Genomic DNA, 21,335 nt, shown 5'->3' with positions numbered 1-21,335 from the left:
CTATTGACACCTTCGTGCAACCCCCAGCCCTCGCTCCTGCGGTAAGCCCGCACGTGGCGGCAACTGGTGTCATGACAGGTAAAAGGGGTAGACGCGATTTCGGTCGTGTACGGCGGGATGGCCAGCGGACCCTGTGGAGCGGACTTCATGGATGAGGTGGCACTGGATGACGGGAAAAATACGGTGCTTCCGGGCACGATGTCGCGGGCCGGCGTGGCGTATGACGGTGATTCCGAGTCGATCGGGCAGGCCCGGCGCTTCGTCGCCGACTTCCTGAACCGTGTGGCGCACAGGTACCGCATGGCGGTTTCCTCCCAGGCGGTCGGATCGGCCCAGCTGATCGTCAGCGAGCTGGTGACCAACGCCTGCAAGTACGCTCCGGGGCCGTGTGCTGTTGACCTTCAGATTGCCGGTCAGGTCCTGGAGATCACAGTGTGGGACAGCGAGCCGATCCTGCCAGTGGCGCGGGCTGCCGAGCCGGGGCGGATCGGCCAGCACGGTCTGGAGATCGTCATCGCGCTGTGCGAGGGCTTGGAGATCCAGCGGGAGCCCGTCGGCAAGCGGGTCAAAGCTCGAGTCTCCCTCGAGCCCGCAGCCGCCTGAACCTTGAGACGTGGTCTCGTGCCCCAGCTTGAGCTTTTGCCTCTCTGTGGCCAGTGGCACAGGTCGGATCCCGAATCGCGCGAGTCGGGCGAGGTAGGCGTCCAAGGTTGCCCACGCTCCGGGAGGACTTCCCGGAGCTCCCACCAGCGGATGGCCGCGATCTCCTCGTTGATCTGAAAGCCCGCAGAACAGTGGTGCGGCCTAAGAACAACGCTGCGTATTGCTCGGTCGAGCGGCGCCGGTGCGTACAAGCCACGCGACTCCGCCGGCGTTGAGCAGCTCGCCGCCCGCGCGTGGGGGCAGGCCGCGGAGGTGGGGTCACGGTACGCACGGTCGCGGCCCCCTTTGCGTGTGGACACCCGTTTGCCGGAAGGGCCCGATGGCCCCGATGGCCCAGCAGGCCCACGAGGTCATGACCTGTGCCCCGGTCGCGGTGGCTCCGAACACCCGCGCACGAGCGGCGGGCTGTTTTCCCGCCTCGGAGGGAAAAGCCCCCGGGCGGGGGTGCTGGCTGTACCGGGAAGGTCAGCGAGCACCGGACAGCGCTTCGGTAGGCGAGGTGAAAGGTGGTTTGCGTAGGGTTCGTGGGCCGTCGGCCCGTCCTTTGGCGAAGGCCCGATGCGCGGTTCGTCCGCGCGTTCGGGTCGGGTCGGCGCCGACGGTGCCTCACGCGGGCGGGCCCGCTGGCTCGCACGTCGAGGGAGCCGTCCTCGCCAACCGGTGGGTCCTCTTTCCCCGTGCCCGGGTTGGCGAGGGCAGTCACAGCGCCGGCTCACGGCTTCGGAAGGGAGAAGGATGAGTTACGACGAGCTCCTGGCCCTGGTGTGCGACCGCGGCGGTTATGCCGCCCCGGAACAGGCGGAGCAGGCGGTCATCGCCGTGCTGCAAGTACTCGCCTCTCGGCTCTGCCCCGAGCTCGCCCAAACCCTGGCCGATGAACTGCCGGTGTTTCTCGCCGCGGAATTCGAAGACGCCAGACGGGGAGAGGCCGAGACTTTCGGGACCGCGGAGTTATTCCGCCGGGTGGCCGAGCGGATGGGCACCCAGACCACGACCGCACGGTGGGACGCTGGCGCGGTGCTCAGCTCCTTTGCCTAAGCCCTCCCTCCGACACTGATCGGACCCGTAGTGAGCCAGCTGGGCCCTGACTACGGGCTTCTGCTCGGCAGGTCAGGGCTTTGAGGAGCACTCGTTATGGGCCTCCTGTGATCAGCCAGGCGGGTAAGAACCCTTGAGGTAAACAGAAGGGGTGACTTCACATGACCTGTCGTGCAACCTGTGTCAGCAGGCAATCGGCGACGGCCTCCGGTCCAGGCCGCCGTGCCCGACTCCTCGGCGGTCTATGTCTATGACATGGGCTACGACGGGCGGCGTTTCCTCACCGCCTGCTCGCCAGAGCATCTGACCGTTCTGTGCCAGCGATACGGGGGACGGCCGTTCGTTGAGGAAGAGCTGTGGGTAGGCAAGATCGCCAGGGTTTTCGACGAGCACCCTGAGGAGCTCAGGATCGACCATCTGGCCGAGGCCACCGGGTTGACCGTGCCGCAGGTGCGGCGGGCCCTGGAGTGGCAAAACGAGCGGTTCGCCCTGTGGTGTGGGCGGCACGGCAGACGCAGGGAGGAGTGAAAAGAAGTGCACCCGTCAGCCGCAGGCTTGTCCTCCCTTCAAGTGGAGTTGCTGGGAAGCTTGTCGCGGTCAGTGCCTGTCGCTGTGTATCCCCTCGCCTGTCCGTTGAGCAGGCGTGGTCCAGTGTCCCCGTTCTGGCCTCGCGCTGCCGGGCCGGCCGTCCCCATTACCTTCTTGGTGGCCCCGCAATGGGGTGCCTGGCCTCCGGAGTTGGCATGACTTTCTCCCCCTGTCGAACGCATGGCCTGGGGGGTGGTGTCACTGGCTCCGGAGGCATCGACAGACCGCTGATTAGGGGCATGACCACCGGCTTCTTCGCAGGTCGGGAGGCTCTTCGTAATGTGGATGTGGCGATCGGTGCCGTGGGATGGCCAGGCGGGAACGACCGGAGGACGCACGTGATCGACACCAGCGACATCGGCGCCTTCCTCGGCCTGGACGTCGGCAAGGGCGAACACCACGCCACCGCCGTCACACCGGCCGGGAAGAAAGCCTTCGACAAGCGGCTGCCGAACAGCGAGCCCAAGCTCCGCGAGGTCTTCGGCAAGCTGCAGGCCAAGCACGGAACCGTGCTCGTCGTGGTCGACCAGCCGGCCTCCATCGGAGCCCTGCCGCTGGCGGTGGCCCGGGACATGGGCTGCCCCGTCGCCTATCTGCCCGGACTGACGATGCGGCGGATCGCCGATCTCTATCCGGGCGAGGCCAAGACCGATGCTCGCGACGCCTTCGTCATCGCGGACGCCGCACGCGTCATGCCTCACACCCTCCGCTCGGTCGATCTCGAGGACGAGACCATCGCAGAGCTGGAGATGATCGTCGGCTTCGACGACGACCTCGCCGGCGAGGCCACCCGCATCTCCAACAGGCTCCGCGGCCTGCTCACCCAGATCCACCCGCACCTGGAGCGAGTCCTCGGCCCGCGCATCCAGCACCCGGCCGTCCTCACGCTGCTGGAACGGTTCGGATCCCCGGCGCAGATCCGCAAAGCCGGACGCCGTCGGTTGATCACGTTGATACGTCCGAAAGCCCCGCGGATGACCGAGCGAAGGAGATCTTCACCGCACTCGACGAACAGACCGTCGTCGTCCCAGGCACGGACGCGGCCGCACTGATCGTCCCGAGCCTGGCCGGCTCGCTCACCGCCGTCCTCGACCAGCGGAAAATCCTGACCGGACGGATCGAGGAACTGCTGGCGAACCACCCTCTTTCCAAGGTCCTGACGTCCATGCCGGGGATCGGCGTCAGGACCGGAGCCAGGATCCTCATCGACGTCGGCGACGGCAGCGACTTCCCGTCCGCCGCCCACCTCGCCGCTTACGCCGGTCTCGCCCCGGCGACGAGGAGTTCAGGCTCGTCGATCCGCGGTGAGCAACCGTCCCGGAGAGGAAACAAGCAGCTCAAACGGGCTTTCTTCCTGTCGGTGTTCGCAGCCCTGGCCGACCCGGCCTCCAGGGCCTACTACGACAAGAAGATCAACCAAGGCAAACACCACACCCAAGCCCTGCTCTGCCTCGCGAGACGACGGGCCGACGTGCTCTTCGCGATGCTCCGCGACGGCACCTTCTACGAACCGAGACCCGCTACGTCTGCCTGACCGCCCAGGGCCTGCCTCGCCCGAGCCCACACCTGCTCGAACTCCTCAACGGAAAGCTCATCGGCATCCAGTTCGTCCTCCCAGCCGTCAAAGACTCTGCCGTCCGCCAGAACTCCGTACTGCTTCTCATACCGGCTCATCGCCGCCCGATCGCAGTGATCACGGAGATGCAGGACCTCCTTCAGAGACGCGGCCGTCACCGGCCGCGAATCCACCCCCCGAATCTCAACCTGACGGACCGCCCAGCCTTCACCATCCGCCTCGAAGTACTGCCACAGATCTTCATCCTCGTAATAGGCACGGAACCAGATCGTCATGGCGCCATCCTCGCCCCACCGCCTTGACCAAACCCATAGGGGGCACCCCCCCGCCTGGCCCGGCAGCACCGGGGTAGTCGACACCGATGGACGCGGAAGAAGCACCACTGGCCACAGGCGTGGAAGTGTTGATCAACAGCATTGTGCAGGCCGTCCACTGCGGTGACGACGTACGCATCCGTATGCTCTTGGAGCAGTTCGCCCAGCAGGCCGATGTCGACGCGCTTCTGCTGTTACGCACTCGGCTGAACGAGAACCTGCCGCCAGCCACCGGACACCGAGTGGGATAACTGCCTGTCCTTGTGGCGCCTTGGTGGGTGACTTGGCTTTAACTCTGCCGAGGCAGTTCGAAAGTGAGCGCCGCGTGAACCGCCCTCGAACGCGTGCCGCCTTCCCGGTGCGGGTAACGGAAGACTCAAGCAGACCCACCCTGACTGGGGCTCGTAATGGCACGAACAGTCCTGCACGACAAGGCTAAAGGAAGCGGCGCGCCAGCCAATCTCCGGTAAGCCCCTTCTATCGCGGCGAGGCCGGGCGGCCGCCATACTGCTGGCCTTCGCAGGGACGGTGGCCTTCGCGGTGCTGCTGGCCAGGCTCACGCTTCACCCCTCGGTCGCCTCCGAGGCACTGACACACAGCAATCTGCGCCCCGGGGATTCCATCCGCGACTATCTCTCACAGCCCGCCTTCCGCGACACCGTCAAGCAGCTCGGCGGCAACATCCTGCTGGGCATCCCGTTCGGCGTCCTGCTGCCCGTGCTGGTCCCCCGTGCTCGCGGGCTGCTCCGGGTAGCAGCGGTCACCGCGCTGGTGATGCTGCTGGTCGAACTCGTACAAGGCGCCCTCATCACCGGGCGGGCCTTCGACATCGATGACGTTCTGCTGAACACGACGGGCGCCCTGCTGGGCTACCTGCTGATCGGGTCGCCGCCTGGGCCGCGCTGTGCATCCCAGGCGCCGTCACTGGTGGCCCCGCTACACCAAACGCCCGACCACTGCTGGCGGCTGATTAGCCGCAGGAACGCCCATCGTAGACAGTGTCGAGGGTCGCATTCGGCTGGTTGCCAGGTCGGGGGCAGACTCATCCAGCACCAGCCCCGCTCAATGATCCCCACCACGAGCCCAGAGCCTACCGAGTCCACCGAATGAGATAACGCCTAAGCCTTACTCATCGGGTCGAGCGCGCGAAGGCGGGGCGCCGGGTGGTCTTGCCCGGCGCCCCGGATGGTTCACCCCGGCTCAGCGACTCAGTAGGCGATCTTACCGGTGCTCTTGTTCGGTCCCTTGAACTGGATGTAGAAGCCGGCGCCGTCCCTCACGCCCTTGGCGGCCACCAGCCACTTTCCCTTCTTGGCGGTCTTCCAGCCGTTGCACTTGCCGGTCTTCTTGAAGCAGACCGTGACCTGGCGGGTGTGGTTGGTCTTCAGGTTGATGTCGCCGCAGTTCTTGGTGGCGTAGGCGTACCTGCCCGTGCCGGGCCAGTGCGCGTTGCGGCCGCCGCCACCAGGGGCACTGGTGTAGTTCTTGGCCGTACCGAAGCAGGACTGGATCTTTGCGTTCTGCTCAGCACTGGTCGAGGCGGACGCCGAGGCCTTGGGCGCCTGTTCTGCCTGTGCGGCGGGTGCCGCGATGGCCAGGCTGGTGCCCAGCGCCACGGTGGTGGCGAGGACGAGGGGCTTGCGTGAGTTCATGGGATGGTTTCTCCTTTGCCTTGTTTTGGACCGGACCACCGAGTGCCATACCGCGTTCCCGCTGGTGTCCTCGTCGAGGGCGATCGGCGGGTAGCACGGTCGGTATGTCTCCGGTGCGGTTGTCCGACGGGGCCGCGCCGCTCCTGCCTGTGGTGGTTGCACCTGGCCAGTGGCGTAGCGGCTGCGGGCTTGCACCGAACATTTCAGTGGCTGGGTTGTCTGGCAGCCCGTTTCCGCGCCGCCGGACAAAAACGTCGTCGAAGACCGAGGCGTGGGTTGGCTGGGAGGGGGCTTTTAGGGCTCCGGACGCTGTGCTGGGGTGGACGGGGACACAGGAGGGTGGTCGTGGGGCGTCGCGAGAAGCCGGTCGATCCGAGTGCGGGGCCGGTGCAGCAATTCGCGTATGAGTTACGCAAACTCCGCGAGGAAGCCGGATCCCTGACATATCGGGTGATGGCGCAGGAGACGGAGTACTCGGTGGCTACGCTGGCGCAGGCAGCCGCTGGGGAGAAACTGCCGTCGTTGCCGGTGACGCTGGCGTACGTGAGAGCGTGCGGTGGAGATACTGGCGATTGGGAACGGCGCTGGCGTAAGGCCCGCCGTGAGGTCGCGCGGGCCGCAGTCCCGGACGAGGAGACGTCCTATGCGCCGTATCAGGGACTGGCCCGCTTCGACGTCGGCGACAGCGACCGCTTCTTCGGCCGCAGCCGTCTGACCGACGACCTGCTCCACTGTGCAGGCAGCCGACGAGTCACCACCGTCTTCGGCCCCTCAGGCAGCGGCAAGTCCTCGCTCCTGCGCGCCGGGTTGATTCCGCGCTTGCGTCACAACCCGGACCCGCTGCTGGGTCCGGCCGCCATCAGGATCCTGACCCCCGGAGCTCGCCCGCTCCGCGAGCACGGGAAGCTGTTCGCTCCAGCCAGAGGCAGCGGGGACACCTGGCTGATCGTCGACCAGTTCGAGGAGGTTTTCACCCTCTGCCGCGACCCTGCCGAACGGGACGGGTTCGTCACGCGGCTGCTGAGCGCCCGCGATTGCGGCAGTCGGCTGCGCGTTGTGCTGGGTGTGCGGGCGGACTTCTACGGCCGCTGCCTGCAACACTCCGGCCTGGCCACCGTCATCCGGGACTCCAGCCTCCCCGTGGCTCCGATGACGTCGGCCGAACTGCGGGAGGCCATTGTCAAGCCCGCGGCCGCTGCCTGGCTGGTGGTCGAGCGGGCTCTGACGGCCCGCCTGATCGAGGAGGTGGCCGAGGAGCCAGGCGGACTGCCGCTGCTGTCCCACGCCTTGCTGGAGACCTGGCGCCGACGCCATGGCCGCACTCTGTCCCTGGAGGCTTACCAAGCGACGGGGGGCATCCACGGCGCCATCGCGCAGACCGCCGAAGAGATTTACTGCGGACTCTCTTCCCAGCAGGCTGCCGCAGCCCGCCATATCCTGTTACGCCTGATCACCCCGGGTGAGGGGACACAGGACACCCGGCGCCCCGTCGACCTCGCCGAACTCGGCCTGCACAGTGCTGACATGCCGCCCGCCGACCGCACAGGCGCTGGCGGCGACACCAGCGGAGTTCTTGAGCGCCTGGCCAAAGCCCGGCTGGTCACCCTCGACGATCACAGCGTCAACCTCGCCCATGAAGCCCTCATCACCTCCTGGCCCCGGCTTCGGCGATGGATCGACGACGACCGCAGCCGCCTGGTGACCCAGCGCCGGCTCACCGAGGCCGCCCAGGCATGGGATGAACTCGGCCGGGACAGCGGTGCCCTGTACCGCGGGAACCGACTGTCGGTACTGCGCGAATGGGCAGCCCGAGAGGGATCCCGCGAAGAGCTCAACGCCGTCGAACGCGACTTCTTCGACGCCAGCCTCCGCTTGGAGGAGTCCGAGCGGGCCGCGGAAGTCCGCCGCCACCGCCATCTACAGATGCTTGCCGCCACTCTCGCCATGCTCCTCATCGTGGCAGCGGGGGCAGGCGTGGTGGCGGTGCAGCAGCGGCAGGAAGCTGTCCACCAGCGACAGATCACCCTTTCCCGCCAACTGGCCGCACAGGCCCTGGCGCTGGCCCCAACCCGGCCACTTGTGGCGAAGCTGCTGAGCGTGGAGGCATACCGTACGGCCCCGACTGCCGAAGCGCGCGGTGCGCTGCTGACAATGTCCACCTACCAGTACCATCAGACCGAGTTCACCGGCCACAGTGACGCCGTGTCCGACATCGCCTTCGGCCCACGGGGAACGCTCGCCTCCGTCAGCCGCGACCGGAAGATCATGCTCTGGGACGCGCGGCGGCGCACGCGCATCGCCACACTCACCGCGCATCACACATGGCTGAGAGCCGTGGCGTTCAGCCCGAACGGCCGCATGCTGGCCACAGGCGGCGACGACACCAAGGTGGTTCTGTGGGATGCCGCGACCCGCAAGCGTATCGCCACGTTGGCGGGCCACACCGAACTGGTCAAGAGCCTGGCGTTCAGCCCGGATGGACGCACCCTGGCCTCAGCTTCCACGGATGGCCGGGTCATCCTGTGGGACCCCGCCAAAGGGCTGGAGCGGCGCACGCTTCAGGGCCACAAGGATGGCATCAGCACTGTGGCCTTCAGCCCTGACGGTCGCACCGTCGCCACGGCCGGGACGGACCGTACGGTGAGACTGTGGGACGCGGACACCGGTACCCGAAAGGCGGTCCTGACCGGCCACGGCGATGCCGTGACGGCACTGGCGTTCAGTCCCGATGGCCAAACCATCGCTTCTGCGGGCAACGATCACAAAGCAATCCTGTGGGACGCCGATCGTGGCACCCGCACGGCCACCCTCACCGGACACATGGGAGAAATCCGCGCCCTCGCCTTCAGCCGGGACGGCCGGATGCTGGCCACCGGCGGCTTGGACAGAACCGTGATGCTCTGGGACGCGACGCGGGCTACCCGCACGGCCACCCTGACCGGACATGGAACGAACATCTACGGTCTGGCCTTCGCACCCGGCCCCAAGCCGCTGCTCGCCTCGACGGGGGAGAACGGGACCATCACGCTGTGGGATCCAAGCCGTATCGCCCTGACCGGCCACACCGACCGTGTCAACGAGGTCGTCTTCAGCCCTGACGGCCGCGCTCTGGCCACCGCCAGTGACGATGGCACTGCGGGGCTGTGGGACCTGCGCTACCGCAACCGCGTGGCCACGCTGAGCGGGCGAACAGGACAAGTGAACGGGGTCGCATTCCGCCCAGACGGCCGCGAGCTGGCCACCGCCACCGGGAGCGCCGTACATCCGCCACGGGCCGGGGACTACACCCTGACCCTGTGGCAGACGGCCGCGCCCTTCCGCCGCACTGCCCGGCTCACCGGCTACGCGGATCGAGTTCTCCGCGTGGCATACAGCCCTGACTCCCGCACGGTGGCCACCGCCGCCGCCGACGACTCCATCACCCTCTGGGACACCGGCCGGAAAACACGCCTGGCCACCCTCACTCATGGGACGCGGCCGGCCCGTACGGGCCGGGGGGACGGCCCTGCCACTCGGGCCAAGTGGGGCGCAAACGCAGTGGCGTTCAGCCCGGACGGCCGTACGCTAGCCTCAGCGGGCCACGACGGCAGCACAGTCCTGTGGGATGTCGCCCGGCGCTCCCGTCGGTTGACCCTGACCGGTCACACGGGATCGCTTCGGGCGGTCGCGTTCAGCCCAGACGGCCGCACGCTGGCCACGGCAGGTCTCGACCGCACCGTCATTCTCTGGGACACCGCCCGCGGCACCCGTCTGGCCACGCTCACCAGCGACTCCTCCGCCCTGGACGTCGCCTTCAGCCCCGACGGCAGCACGCTGGCCACGGCCGATGAGGACACCACCGTGGTGCTGTGGGACCTGGCCGACCGCCAGAAGGCAGCCATCCTCACCGGGCACACACGGCAGGTGAGGACCCTTGCCTTCAGTCCCGACGGCAGGACGCTGGCAACAGGCGGCGTCGACACCAAGACTGTGTTGTGGAACACGGATGCCGAGCGCACCGTCGCACAGCTGTGCGCCACGGTTTCGCGCAACCTCACTCCTCAGGAGTGGGAACGCTTCTCCCCCGGCGCTCCCCACCGCCGCACCTGCGGGTGATGCCTTGGCATCCCGGCGTGCTACTGGACGCGTCACCTCATCCGACGAGTGCGCGGCACGCAACCCGGCTCCCGGCTCCACCTCGGCTCGCAACAACGGCCACCGGGTACAGCAGTCAGCCACGGCGCGGGTGCCTGCACCACCGAAGCAAGACCTTCAAACGTCACGGTCGGCGGGCATCGAAGGGGGACCACGCGGAGCCCAGCCACGGGGCGCTATTGGCCGGCGATGCGGGCCAGTTCTGAGCTGAACTCCCCCAGCTCCGGCGATGGGCGGTCGACGGACTTGACGAGCCGCGCTACAGAGCGGGCCCGCTCTGAGACACAGGCCGGGCCTCGGCCCGCCGAGGGCGACGAGCTGCGCAGGATCGACACCTCCCTGCCCGCCGAGGCCGGCGGGTGCATCTGCTGTACCGGGTTGAGACCACGCGTATGAATGGCACGAGCGGTGTCGGGGATCTTCCTGCTGTCCGGGTCATACCTGGTACCCATGGGCGCGGTCCGCCTGACTGGCCATGGTGACGTCTCTACTGCTACTCACGCTGCTATCCAGGCACTCGTATTCAATTTTGACCAGGGTGGGGCTATGGGCGTGAAAACGATTCCGATCCTGCCGTGCCGAACCCCCAGCCTGTCCTTGACTTTCTACACGGCCCTCGGCTTCGAGGTGACCTTCCTGCAGAAGAGTCCCAACCCGTACGCGGTCGTGGAACGTGGTGCCATCGAGTTCCAGTTCTTTGCAATGGAGCAGTACAAACCGGCCGAGTCGTACAGCACGTGCTACGTCCTTACCGACGACGTCGACCAACTCCACAATGCCTTCCGGTCCGGGCTCAGGCCGCGTACGGACGCGTCCCTACCCGTGGGCTGCCACGCATAGGTCCTCTCAAGGACATGTCGTACGGTGTGCGCCAGTTCCTGATGACCGACCCTGGCGGCAACTGGATCCGCATCGGCCAGAAGATCAGTGACAACCAGCACCACCGGCCCGCGCCCAAGGAGACCTTCGCGCGTGCCTTGCACCACGCGTCCCTCCTCGCGAACTCGAAGGACGACACGACGGCGGCCGCGAAGGTCATCGACCGAGTGCTGAATCTCCCGGACGAACAGCCCACTCACGTGCAGCGGCTACGCCTACTGGTGCTGCGCGCGGACATCGCGATTCGCCTGGGCGACGGAACAACCGCCGCATCCGTGCTCACCGAGGATGCCGGGCTTCACCTCACCGCCGAGGAACAGCAGTCGGCCCACGGCGACCTCGCACGCTTTAGGGGGAGTTACGCGAAGACTAGCGGGGCGGCCAGCGCCGGAGGACGGACCGGAGAGAAAGATAGCGGAGCATGAAGAGGCGGCCTCAGCGATGAAGCTTCGGACCGGGGCAGAGCTGTCTTCAGCTGGGGCATCCACGCGTGGCCGAGCAGGCACGGGCAAGCGGAGCACCAGGCCCCGACCGCGTAAGCCGCACCCTGGCCGAGAGCGGCACCGACGAGGGCGTCGCTGACATAGTCACGCCCGTGTACACGCGGGAGAACGCGACCGACGCTGCCACCAGCAGCAGCGCATCTGCCCGATGCGATTCCAAAGCAAATGCCGCGTCCACCCTCCAACCCCTCAATCATCAGCCCCTCTCACGTTTTACTCATCGCGCCGCCAGGTGGCACTGATGAAGTCATGCCTGAGTCAGAGGACCGATGGCCTGAGGGTTGAGGCCAGTGAGCTGGGCGATGCGAGGTGCCGGGATGCCAGCGGTGAGCGCCCGGTGCACGAGAGCTTCCCAGTCCCGGGTCGCGTCCTTCGTCGGACGCCCCGCCCACAGGCCCGCCCTTCTGCTGAAGATCGCGATCCGGGACACGGCACCCGGCATGGACGCCCGTATCCCGACCACTCCCTTCACCACCACGGCCGACGACGAGGACGGCCGAAAGAGGCCGTTCATGCTCCTCGCCGAGCTCCACCCGGACACCCTCCCCGCCGCTACCGAGGACCTGCCGGTCGGTGGAAGCCAGGTGCTGAGCGCGATCGAGGATGGCTGACCTGGCTTCTTCCACCGCGCCCACCGCCTCCTCCCCGAAGGCGGCTTCCTGCTCCTGGCCACCCGCCAGCGCCGCGAGGGAAGCCGTCTCACCGAGCTACTCGAAACCTTGATCGCCGCCGCCCGCACCGCAGGATTCCGCTACCGCCAGCACATCGTGGTCGTCTACGGCCATCCGGTCGGCGACCGCCTGGTTCCCGCCCTTCCGGAAGACGCCTCCCGCGGCGTCGCGCACTGCGACCTGATCGACCTGTCCGCGATCCGCCACGCGTAGACCAAGACCGAGGAGACATCGCCGTGCCCTCCCCCTATCCGTGTGGAACACCGCCCCGACCTCCGCCCCGGCGCAGCGCAAGGGCCGCTACGTGCCCGGCTCGGCGGCCCACCCAGCCAAGATGTTGCCGCAGATCGCCGTCCACGCCGTCACCACATACACCCGCCCCGGCGACCTCGTCCTCGACCCGATGTGCGGCATCGGCACCACGCTCGTCGAAGCCATCCACCTCGGCCGTAGCGCGCTGGGCGTCGAGTACGAACCGAAGTGGGCCGACCTCGCCCGCCACAACGCCGCTGCCGCCACCCACCAAGGCGGCGGAGGCACCGGAGCCGTGCAGTGCGGCGACGCCCGCCGGCTCACCCAACTCATCCCCGCCGCGCTCCACGGCACGGTGGACCTCGTGATCACCTCACCGCCGTACGGGAACTCTGTGCACGGACAGGTGCGCTCCACCCGCGAGACCGGCGAACGGGGAGTGGCCAAGAAGGACTACCGCTACAGCCATGACCCCTCCAACCTTGCCCACGTCTCCACCGACCGGCTTCTGGAAGCCTTCACCAAGACCCTGGAGCAGTGTCGCGTCATGCTCCGCCCCGGCGGCACCGTCGTCGTCACCACCGGGCCCTGGAGGGAACGCGGTGAACTCATCGATCTGCCCTCCGCCGTCCTCGGCGCCGGCTGAGCCGCCGGCCTGATCCCCGCAGAACGCTGCGTTGCCCTCCTCGCCGGCATCCGTGACAGCCGACTCGTCGCGCGGCCCTCGTTCTTCCAGATGAAGAACGTTCGCGACGCTCGCCGCCAGGGCATCCCCCTGGCCGTCGTCCAGCACGAAGATGTCCTCGTCTTCACGCGCCCTGGCGGGGCCACCACAGCCGACCGGCCAACGTGCACACGCCGAACGGCAGGGTTCCCTGCGCGTGATGCCAACTTCCGGTCTCGAACCTGTGCGGGGGAAGGGCCGCATGGCTGCCACTGACCTTCTCATCGGCAGCCTTTTCTCCGGGATGGGCGGCCTTGACCTCGGAGTGCAGCGGACGCTCGGGGCGAGCGTCGTCTGGCACGTCGAGAACGACCCTCACGCCACTCAAGTCCTCGCCCGCCACTGGCCGCAGGCCCCGAACCACGGCGACATCACCACAGTCGACTGGACCACAGTCGACCCCGTGTGCGTCCTCACCGCCGGGTTCCCCTGCCAGGATCTCTCCGTCGCCGGACCCCGTACCGGCCTGGCCGCCGGTACCCGGTCCGGCCTCTGGCAACACGTCACCGACGCTATCCGCGCGCTCAGACCCTGCCTGGTGGTGATCGAGAATGTCCGCGGCCTGCTCTCCACCCCCGCCGGAACCCACACACTTCGCCACCTGGAACCCTGCACGCGGTGTATGGGAGACCCATCCGATCCACCCCGTATGCGCGCATTGGGCGTGCTACTCGCGGACCTGGCCGACCTCGGGTACGACACGAGCTGGACATGCCTACGCGCTTCTGCCATCGGCGCCCCACACCGCCGCGAACGCGTCTTCCTTACCGCCTGGCCCGGAGCCCGGCACACCGCAGCCACGCCTGCTCAAAACTCCGACGGCGAACCTCGGCACCAACGGCGGCTGCCAGCACCCCAACCACCGCAAGGCCCGCGACGGTGCCAAAGGCTCACCGAATCAGAAGCACGGCAACGGCAGTCGCACCCTTGCCTCTACGGCGGCGGGGCTCACTGCAGCACCGGCTGGGACGGCCGAGGAATCGCCCTCTGCCCTGCTGCGCCATCCCGAGGGCAGTTCGTCGGTGGAAGGCAGTTGCCCGGCCCCCGTAGAGGATGCCGGGTTCCTGCTGCCCACTCCGACCTGTCAGATGCGAACGGCGGCGCGGGGACGACCCCGAAGCGCAAGGGCGGAAGGAACCTGAGAACCACGGTCACTCGCCTGCCGACTGGTGGGGCGCCTACCTCCCGGCCATCCGCCGATGGGAGCACGTGACCAAACGCGCCGCGCCCATGGCCACCGCAACCGGCACGCGTCGGCTGTCCGCCGACTTCGTTGAGTGGATGATGGGGCTGCCCGACGGCTGGGTCACCGACACCGAACATCGCAGCCGCGCCTCCCAACTCCGCCTTCTCGGTAACAGCGTCGTTCCTCAACAAGCCGCTCTAGCGCTGCACCTGCTGCTCCGCGACGGACCTCCGCGCCGATGCTGAAACGAGTGGGAGATAAGCGGTGACCGGCGTACCCCCGTCCAGAGAGGGTGCACAGGGTTGCGGCCTTGGCGAGGACTGTCCTTCACGTCGGCGCAGCACTGGGCGGACTAACAATGAGGCGTGTTCGGAGGGGCACCACGCGCGTCGAAGCGGAACACCTTGCTGCAGAACTCCTCGGAGAACGTGCCGGGAAGCTGTCGAAACGTATGTGGCGGGTGGCGGAGACGACGGGCCGACTTCTGCTGAGCAAGACCACGGGAAGAGGAACGAGAGAGACGAGGCCGACATCTGCGCATGCGCAGCGCGGTACCTCGGCGGGATCGACGTGGTCGAGGTGACAGATGACCTGTGCAGCGTCACCGTGAAGTATCTCGTGACCAATCGCGCACTGTGCAGGGATACTGCACGAGGATTGCACGTGGTTCGAAGGCACCTCCACTGTGAAATCGGGCATCTCCAGCGACGGAATGCTGCCGCAGACCGACGGACATAACCAGAATCTGCGGCAGCCGGCCCCAGAAGTATCCTGTGGGACTACCTGGCATCGTCTTCGGCGATGCGCAATGCCGTCTCGATGGCGTCGACGGTATCGAGCGCGATACGCAGCTGGCGCTCGTTCAGCAGGCCGTCGCGCACGTGCTGCTCCGTGGGGAGGTTGACCGTGATGACCCCATGCGCGACATCGTCGGTCATCTCAACACGCAGGGCTTTGGCCATACGCTGGACATCACCGAATTCGACCATCACCCGAACAGTTGGCCAGGGACGGGATCTCGGTAGACTTGCACCTTCACCCGGTATTCTTTGAGGAAGAGCTGCTTGCCTTCGTCGTCACGCGAGTTCCAGATATCGGCAAAGACCCTCGTTTTGCAGATCGAGCACAACCGCTCCGCGCACGGCCTCCAGGGCATGATCTTCACCCGCGACGACCGGGCCGGCGAGGGCAAGCTGTCCTCCCGGCTCGGCCTGGTCACCGACGCCGTCGAGGCCGCCGAGGGCTTCGACTTCTACGCCTACCTCGTCGCCCACCTTTCCAAGGGCGGCCGCTGCGACTATGTGATCGCGGACGAGGCCCAGTTCCTCGCGCCCGAGCAGATCGACCAGCTCGCCCGCGTCGTCGACGACCTCGAACTGGACGTCTTCGCCTTCGGCATCACCACCGACTTCCGCTCCAAGCTCTTCCCCGGCTCCCAGCGCCTCGTCGAACTCGCCGACCGTGTCGAGGTGCTCCAGGTCGAGGCCCTGTGCTGGTGCGGCGCGCGGGCCACCCACAACGCGCGCACCGTCGGCGGCGAGATGGTCGTCGAGGGCGCCCAGGTCGTCGTCGGCGACGTCAACGCCGGTGACGACGTCGTGAGGTCGGGTACGAGGTGCTCTGCCGCCACCACCGGCGCCGTATGACGGCCGCCACCGCCCGCGCCGCCGCCCTCTCGCCGGACGTGCTGCCGGTCCCGGCCGAGTAGCTCAGGGCCGCCCGGCCGACCGTACGATCGTGAAGACCGCGCCCTCCGGATCCGCGACGGTCGCCAGCCGCCCGGCCGGGTCGTCGCGCGGCGCCTGCAGTACCTGACCGCCCAGCTCGGTCACCCGCTGCGCCGAAGCATCGGTGTCCGCGACCTCGAACCAGGTCATCCAGTGTGCGCCCCGGTCGCGCGGCAGGCTGGTGCCGACGCCGTGCAGCGAGGCGACCGGGCGGTCGTCGACCTTCAGCGTCACCAGGTCCAGATCGGCCGAGACGACAGGATCGAGCTCGTACCCGAACACCGCCTTGTAAAACTTGCTGACCGATTCCGTCTCCTGCGTCAGCAGCTCGTTCCAGGCCGGGGCGCCGGGGGCGCCGACGACGGCCGTACCGAGGTGCGCGGCGGCCTGCCAGACCCCGAAGACGGCGCCGGTCGGATCGGAGCAGACCACCAGCCGTCCCGCGTCGGCGGCGTCGAGCGGGCCGACGGCGACCGTGCCGCCGCTGCACCGGATCGTCTCCGCGGTCTCGTCGGCGTCGTCGGACGCCAGGTACGTCGTCCAGGCGATCGCCAGGTCCCGGTCGGCCGGAAGCTGGCCGATACCCGCCACTTCCTTGCCGTCGAGCAGCCCGCGCACGTACGGGCCGAGCTGTTGCGGACCCGGCTGGAACCGCCAGCCGAACAGCGCCCCGTAGAACTCCTGCGTCGCGTCAAGGTGATGCACCATCAAGCTCACCCAACAGGGTGTACCGGGTTTGCGCCGAGTCGCCTCGGTCATCGTCACTCTCTCCTCGGACCATCGTCGTGGCCGTGCGGGGGACCGGGCGCGCGTGCCGTGCCGGCCACCGGCTGTAGGCCCGGCTGTACGCCCCGTCAGATGCTTGCATCACCCGCCGCGCGGTGCGCCCCGGCCGCGCCGTGAATTGGCGCGATCCCGCAGGAAGATGCCCGAAAATTCGTTGCCCATCCTCACCGTGACCATCACGGGGACCCGTACGCCCGCGCCTGCGCGAGGATGGCGTCATGAATCCCATCATCTCGGCAACCGAACTCGCGAGTGAGCTCTCCTCGGAGCGCCCCCCGGCCCTCCTGGACGTGCGCTATCACATGGGCGGCCCGCCCGGCCGTCCGGCCTACGAGGCGGGCCACATTCCCGGCGCCGTGTACGTCGACCTCGACACCGAGCTGGCGGGACCGCCCGGCGCCGGGGGCCGGCACCCGCTGCCGGACGTGGCGGAGTTCGGGGCGGTGATGCGCCGGGCGGGCGTAAGCGCCGACTCGCGGGTCGTGGCCTACGACGGCGGCCAGGGGTGGGCGGCCGCCCGGGCGTGGTGGCTCCTGCGCTGGACGGGGCACCCGGACGTACGGGTGCTGGACGGGGGCCTCGCGGCCTGGCGGGGCGCGCTGTCGACGGACACGCCCACACCCGTGGCCGGGGACTTCACGCCCGAGCCGGGCGCCCTGCCGCTGCTGGACGCGGACGGGGCGGCGGCGCTGGCCCGGACGGGCCTGTTGCTGGACGCGCGGGCGGGGGAGCGGTACCGGGGCGAGGTGGAGCCGATCGACAAGGTGGCCGGTCACATTCCGGGTGCGGCCTCGGCCCCGACGACGGAGAACGTCGACGAGAGCGGCCGCTTCCTGCCGGCCGAGGCCCTGGCGGCCCGCTTCAAGGCCCTGGGCGCGACCGACGCCCCAGATGTCGGCGTCTACTGCGGCTCGGGCGTCTCGGCCGCCCAGGAGGTCCTGGCCCTGGAAATCGCGGGCATCCGGGCGGCGCTGTACGCGGGCTCCTGGTCCGACTGGTCGTCCGACCCCGCCCGCCCGGTAGCCAAGGGCCCGGCACGCGGCTAGATGTACTGACCCGTGAGGTTGGGGACGCGGCTGGCGGGTGGTTGGCCTTTCAGCGCGGTGTGTCCGCGGTGGTGATTGTAGGTGTGTAGCCATTGCGGGAATGCTGCCCGGCGCTCGGCTTCGGACCGGTAGGGGCGGGCGTAGGCCCATTCCTCCAGCAGCGTGCGGTTGAAGCGTTCGACCTTGCCGTTGGTCTGGGGCCGGTAGGGCCGGGTGCGCTTGTGCTGGATGCCTGCCCGGGTCAGCTCGTCGCGCCAGTCGCGTGAGCGGTAGCAGGAGCCGTTGTCGGTCAGCACCCGCTCGACGGTGATCCCGGCCCGGCTGAAGAAGGCGTGGGCCCGCTGCCAGAAGCCGGTGGCGGTCTCCTTCTTCTCGTCGGGGAGGATCTCGCTGTAGGCGAGGCGGGAGTGGTCGTCGACGGCGGTGTGCAGGTAGCTGTAGCCGAGGTTGGGGCGGCCGTGGCAGGGGCGGGGTCGGGTGGGGTCGCGGTGCGCGGAGCTGTTGCGGCCGCCCTGGGCTCTGCCGTGGACCTTGTGCCCGCCGCCGTCGGGGATGTTGCCCAGTTTCTTGATGTCGACGTGGATGAGTTCGCCGGGTCGGTCACGTTCGTAGCGGCGCACGATGCGGCCCGTGGCCCGGTCGAGATGGGACAGGCGGGCCAGGCGGTAGCGGGTGAGGACGCGGTGCACCGTCGAGGGCACCAGGTGCAGGAAGTGCGCGATGCGGGCCGGTCCCCACCGGCGCAGCAGGCGGACCTTGATGATCCGTCCTGCGGGCCGGTCCCCACCGGCGCAGCAGGCGGACCTTGATGATCCGTCGCTCGGTGCGGGTCGGCGTGCGGCCAGGGCTGCGGTGGGGCCGGCTGGAGCGGTCTGCCACGCCCGCCTCGCCGTGCGTGCGGTAGCGGCCGGCCCACCGCTGGGCCGTACTGGGTGAGACCTGGAAGCGTTCGGCGGCCCGCCGCAGCGGCCAGCCGTCCTCGACCACGCAGCGGGCCAGGCGCAGGCGTCCGGTCTCGGTCAGAGGTGCATTACGGTGGGGCACCGAGGGCCTTTCTGTTGGTGTAGACGTCGCAATCCACACCGAACCGGAAGGCCCTCACTCGTTCAAGATCCCTCAGCCGAGACCTGGCTCACCCGTCCACAACCTCCCGAGACAGAACACCTAGACCACGCGTACGGCCCGCCGGGGGGAAGGCGGGCCGTCGGTGCGGGAGGGGGGACGGTCAGGTGAGCCAGCTGTTGGCGGCGCAGCCGGAGGCGTTCACCCAGCGGTGGGAGCCGATGTTGTTGAGCACCAGGCCACCGTTGTTGGTGTAGTAGTTGTCGGACAGGTCGTCGGCGTACAGCTCGTACGGCGAGAGGCAGACGTAGCCGTACTCGTAGCGGTAGCCGCTGGTGCGGTAGAACGCGACGACATCCAGGTTGCCGACGTAGCCGCTGTTCATCACGGACTTGGGCTGGGCGTACTCCGTCCCCGTGAAGGCGCCCGAGCTGTCGCCCCAGGCGTAGTCGTCGCCCGGGGTCGCCCCCAGCAGGGTGCCCGTGCAGTCGTAGCCGTTCCAGGCGCGGACCAGTCCGTCACGGCCGTGCTGGTTCCACTCGTAGTCGCAGTAGGCACCCTGGGGCGCCGCCTGGGCGGACGTGGGGACCGCGACGCCGAGGACCGCCAGGCCCAGGGCTGCGAGGGCTGTGCCCAACTTGCGCATCGTTCACTCCTTTTGTCTGCCTCGTCGGAGGCATGCCGGTCCACGGCGACGACCGTGGGCGTGTGTGGGCGCGCTCAGGCGCGGGGGGCGACGAGCTTCGTGGCATGGGCCAGCGCCCGGAGCCGCAGCCGGTCGTACGTGTCGAGCGCCTCGCCGTACTGTCCGCGCAGCGCGTTGACGTACCGCGTCTCCAGCTCCTTGCCGATGACCCTCAGACGGGTGTCCCTGGTGCAGGTCGCGTCGGCGACGGCGAGTTTCCGCTCGGCTTCGAAGGCGAGGGCATGCGCCGCCTGGCGGGCCTCGGCCGGGTCCCGGTACGGGTGGCCCGCCCGCTTCATGCAGTGCGACCAGTCCTTCAGGGCCGCGGCGAAGCGCTGGTCGGCCATCACCTTGGGGACGTAGAGCGGCTGGAGGCTCATGGCGGTCTTCTCCGCCCGGAACCAGGCCTTCGGGTCCCCGTACAGCTGCTTCTCGGACTCGGCCACGCAGCCGCCCACCCGCTTGCGGACCGTTCCGCCGCTGGGCAGCCCGGCCGTCAGCTCCGGTGCGTCCACCCCTTCGTCCAGGGCCTTGTCGTACGCCGCGCGGCGCTCGGCCGGGAGGCCCTGGCGGTAGGCGACGTTGGGGTTGGCGGTCCTGCCCCGTTCGTGTTTCGCCCGAATGCGGCTGCCGTAGCCGTGCTCACGGGCCCAGGCGACGTCGTCCGACACATAGCCGAACGTGCGGCTCTCCTCCAGGCTCAGCCGCTCGGCCTCGTGGTACGTGAAGCCCTTGCGGGCCATGCAGTCCTTGATCAGCCGCTGCTGGGCGTCCGAGACGCGGAGCTGTTCGGCCTCGGTGAGCGGCCGCAGACGGTTTGTTGCCGCAGTGACGGCCGGATTCCGCGAGTGCTGTGTGTCGCCCGTGCACCCCGTCACCAGGGTCGCCACGACGGTGGCCAGCACTGCCGCGGCGACCCCGGCGAACGTCCGCTTCATACCGATGCTCCCCCGTTGCTTCGGTACCTCTTTCCTACGAGGCCCGACATTAGAGGCCGGGGCGGCCACGCCGGTCCTGACGGATGTCAGGACCGGCGTGGCCGGAGGTGATGCGTCCGTGGGTGGGCAGTCGCTATTGTCATGCCCCCGTGACGACCGTGACTGTCCAGCTGCCCGAACCGGCTCACCGGTACCCGGACGAGCCGCCCCCCAGGCCACGCCTCCTCCATATGAGCCCGGGTCAGAGCGCCGACTTCGGGAGGGGTACGCCCGGGGCTCCGCTCCCCATTCCCCTCGACGACCCCGGCGTCTCCCGGTACGCCGGGCAGATCACCGCCACCGAGGACTACTGGCGGCTGTCCAACCACAGCGAGGGCGCCACCTATGTCGTCGAGAACATGGAAGGCGCCGGTGAGCACATCAAGGTCGCGCCCGGCCGGATCGGTGCGCCCGTGCCGTTCGAGCTGTCGCGGGTGATCCTGCCCGCGGCCGAGGGCTCGGTGGAGTTCAAGGTGTTCGCGCCGCAGCACGCGTACCGGGAGCCGGGCAGCGACCCCGCCGCCGGCGAGCCGACCACCACGCCCTTCTCCCTGGACCCCACCTCCAAGTACTTCCTGGTGCTGCTCGCCCTGTGCGAGCCGAGGCTGCGCTCCCCGTCGGACGCGGCCGTACCGGGCGTCGGTGAGGTCGTCGAACGGCTGCGGCCCCTGCCGTCCTGCGCCGGCCTGTCCCGGTCGGCCGTCAACTACCACATCGACTATCTCGCCACGGCCAAACTGCGGCTGCGCGAGGACCCCGACGAGCCGGCCGCGGGCGGCGCCAAGCGGAGCCGGCTCGTCTCCCTGGCGCTCCGCTTCGACCTCGTACGCGAAGAACACCTGCGCCTCCTGCCCCCACCCGTCAGACGCTGA

Annotated in this window: 16 protein-coding genes and 6 pseudogenes; 14 read left to right on the top strand and 8 right to left on the bottom strand. The window is 68.7% G+C overall.

From position 1 onward, the window contains the following. The first annotated feature begins 147 nt into the window (after positions 1 to 147). The 4 genes and pseudogenes from BKD26_RS36930 to BKD26_RS36915 all read left to right on the top strand — a co-directional run bounded on the left by BKD26_RS36930 (position 148) and on the right by BKD26_RS36915 (position 3,823). Complete coding sequence (locus BKD26_RS36930; protein ID WP_084907336.1) at positions 148 to 603, top strand: ATP-binding protein; 456 nt, start codon at positions 148 to 150, stop codon at positions 601 to 603. Between the two features lie 795 nt (positions 604 to 1,398). Next, entirely contained in the window at positions 1,399 to 1,701 is a 303-nt protein-coding gene (locus tag BKD26_RS40740; RefSeq protein WP_179166846.1) for a DUF2267 domain-containing protein, read from the top strand. 222 nt (positions 1,702 to 1,923) lie between these two features. Further along, entirely contained in the window at positions 1,924 to 2,229 is a 306-nt protein-coding gene (locus BKD26_RS36920; protein WP_084907332.1) for a hypothetical protein, read from the top strand. Positions 2,230 to 2,627: 398 nt separating this feature from the next. Beyond that, a pseudogene (locus BKD26_RS36915) lies at positions 2,628 to 3,823 on the top strand (IS110 family transposase). Here the strand turns inward: BKD26_RS36915 and BKD26_RS36910 are convergent. Beyond that, the gene (locus tag BKD26_RS36910; protein ID WP_084907329.1) at positions 3,793 to 4,140 is read right to left on the bottom strand and encodes a hypothetical protein; all 348 of its coding nucleotides are present in this window, start codon (positions 4,138 to 4,140) and stop codon (positions 3,793 to 3,795) included. The pseudogene BKD26_RS36915 and the gene BKD26_RS36910 overlap by 31 nt on opposite strands. 86 nt (positions 4,141 to 4,226) lie before the next feature. On the opposite strand from BKD26_RS36910, the gene BKD26_RS40000 reads away from it, so the two are divergent. Further along, positions 4,227 to 4,430 carry a hypothetical protein gene (locus BKD26_RS40000; RefSeq protein ID WP_143662779.1) on the top strand — a complete coding sequence of 68 codons (204 nt, stop codon included), beginning with the start codon at positions 4,227 to 4,229 and terminating at the stop codon, positions 4,428 to 4,430. 208 nt (positions 4,431 to 4,638) lie between these two features. Then, a pseudogene (locus tag BKD26_RS36905) lies at positions 4,639 to 5,149 on the top strand (VanZ family protein). Positions 5,150 to 5,387: 238 nt separating this feature from the next. Here BKD26_RS36905 and BKD26_RS40735 read toward each other — a convergent pair. Next, positions 5,388 to 5,831: a hypothetical protein gene (locus BKD26_RS40735; protein WP_084907327.1), complete on the bottom strand. Its 444-nt coding sequence runs from the start codon at positions 5,829 to 5,831 to the stop codon at positions 5,388 to 5,390. Positions 5,832 to 6,176: 345 nt separating this feature from the next. Here BKD26_RS40735 and BKD26_RS36895 point away from each other — a divergent pair, with 345 nt between their 5' ends. After that, positions 6,177 to 9,926 carry a WD40 repeat domain-containing protein gene (locus BKD26_RS36895; protein ID WP_241519023.1) on the top strand — a complete coding sequence of 1,250 codons (3,750 nt, stop codon included), beginning with the start codon at positions 6,177 to 6,179 and terminating at the stop codon, positions 9,924 to 9,926. Positions 9,927 to 10,511: 585 nt separating this feature from the next. After that, a pseudogene (locus BKD26_RS36890) lies at positions 10,512 to 11,269 on the top strand (VOC family protein). 325 nt (positions 11,270 to 11,594) lie between these two features. Here the strand turns inward: BKD26_RS36890 and BKD26_RS41835 are convergent. Further along, positions 11,595 to 11,690 carry a hypothetical protein gene (locus BKD26_RS41835; RefSeq protein WP_241519027.1) on the bottom strand — a complete coding sequence of 32 codons (96 nt, stop codon included), beginning with the start codon at positions 11,688 to 11,690 and terminating at the stop codon, positions 11,595 to 11,597. Here BKD26_RS41835 and BKD26_RS40730 point away from each other — a divergent pair. The 3 genes and pseudogenes from BKD26_RS40730 (at position 11,665) to BKD26_RS36880 (ending at position 13,210) form a co-directional block, all read left to right on the top strand. Then, positions 11,665 to 11,958, top strand: a complete 294-nt coding sequence (locus BKD26_RS40730) for a hypothetical protein (RefSeq protein WP_179166845.1) — start codon at positions 11,665 to 11,667, stop codon at positions 11,956 to 11,958. The two genes, BKD26_RS41835 and BKD26_RS40730, sit on opposite strands and share 26 nt — an antisense overlap. A gap of 108 nt (positions 11,959 to 12,066) precedes the next feature. Beyond that, a complete protein-coding gene (locus BKD26_RS40725; protein WP_179166844.1) occupies positions 12,067 to 12,231 on the top strand; it encodes a hypothetical protein in 165 nt (54 codons plus the stop codon). A gap of 40 nt (positions 12,232 to 12,271) precedes the next feature. Next, a pseudogene (locus tag BKD26_RS36880) lies at positions 12,272 to 13,210 on the top strand (DNA methyltransferase). 1,749 nt (positions 13,211 to 14,959) lie between these two features. On the opposite strand, the gene BKD26_RS36870 reads toward BKD26_RS36880, so the two are convergent. Then, positions 14,960 to 15,169 carry a hypothetical protein gene (locus BKD26_RS36870; RefSeq protein WP_143662777.1) on the bottom strand — a complete coding sequence of 70 codons (210 nt, stop codon included), beginning with the start codon at positions 15,167 to 15,169 and terminating at the stop codon, positions 14,960 to 14,962. A 75-nt stretch (positions 15,170 to 15,244) separates the two neighbouring features. Here BKD26_RS36870 and BKD26_RS36865 point away from each other — a divergent pair. Beyond that, positions 15,245 to 15,888, top strand: a pseudogene (locus tag BKD26_RS36865) (thymidine kinase). Between the two features lies 1 nt (position 15,889). On the opposite strand, the gene BKD26_RS36860 reads toward BKD26_RS36865, so the two are convergent. Further along, a complete protein-coding gene (locus BKD26_RS36860; RefSeq protein WP_084907321.1) occupies positions 15,890 to 16,666 on the bottom strand; it encodes a VOC family protein in 777 nt (258 codons plus the stop codon). A 245-nt stretch (positions 16,667 to 16,911) separates the two neighbouring features. On the opposite strand from BKD26_RS36860, the gene BKD26_RS36855 reads away from it, so the two are divergent. Next, entirely contained in the window at positions 16,912 to 17,739 is an 828-nt protein-coding gene (locus tag BKD26_RS36855; protein WP_084907319.1) for a sulfurtransferase, read from the top strand. Here BKD26_RS36855 and BKD26_RS36850 read toward each other — a convergent pair. The 3 genes and pseudogenes from BKD26_RS36850 to BKD26_RS36840 all read right to left on the bottom strand — a co-directional run bounded on the left by BKD26_RS36850 (position 17,736) and on the right by BKD26_RS36840 (position 20,424). Then, positions 17,736 to 18,783: pseudogene (locus BKD26_RS36850) on the bottom strand (IS481 family transposase). The gene BKD26_RS36855 and the pseudogene BKD26_RS36850 overlap by 4 nt on opposite strands. A 181-nt stretch (positions 18,784 to 18,964) precedes the next feature. Further along, positions 18,965 to 19,447, bottom strand: coding sequence for a hypothetical protein (locus tag BKD26_RS36845; protein WP_084907317.1), 483 nt, complete (start codon positions 19,445 to 19,447; stop codon positions 18,965 to 18,967). A 74-nt stretch (positions 19,448 to 19,521) separates the two neighbouring features. Next, positions 19,522 to 20,424 (bottom strand): hypothetical protein, encoded by a 903-nt coding sequence (locus tag BKD26_RS36840; protein WP_084907315.1) that lies wholly within the window; start codon positions 20,422 to 20,424, stop codon positions 19,522 to 19,524. Positions 20,425 to 20,582: 158 nt separating this feature from the next. Here BKD26_RS36840 and BKD26_RS36835 point away from each other — a divergent pair, with 158 nt between their 5' ends. Further along, positions 20,583 to 21,335: a serine/threonine protein kinase gene (locus BKD26_RS36835; RefSeq protein ID WP_084907360.1), complete on the top strand. Its 753-nt coding sequence runs from the start codon at positions 20,583 to 20,585 to the stop codon at positions 21,333 to 21,335.

Source organism: Streptomyces sp. CB03238, assembly GCF_002099185.1.
Taxonomy (GTDB): Bacteria; Actinomycetota; Actinomycetes; order Streptomycetales; family Streptomycetaceae; genus Streptomyces.
This window is presented reverse-complemented; position numbering and strand designations above follow the sequence as displayed.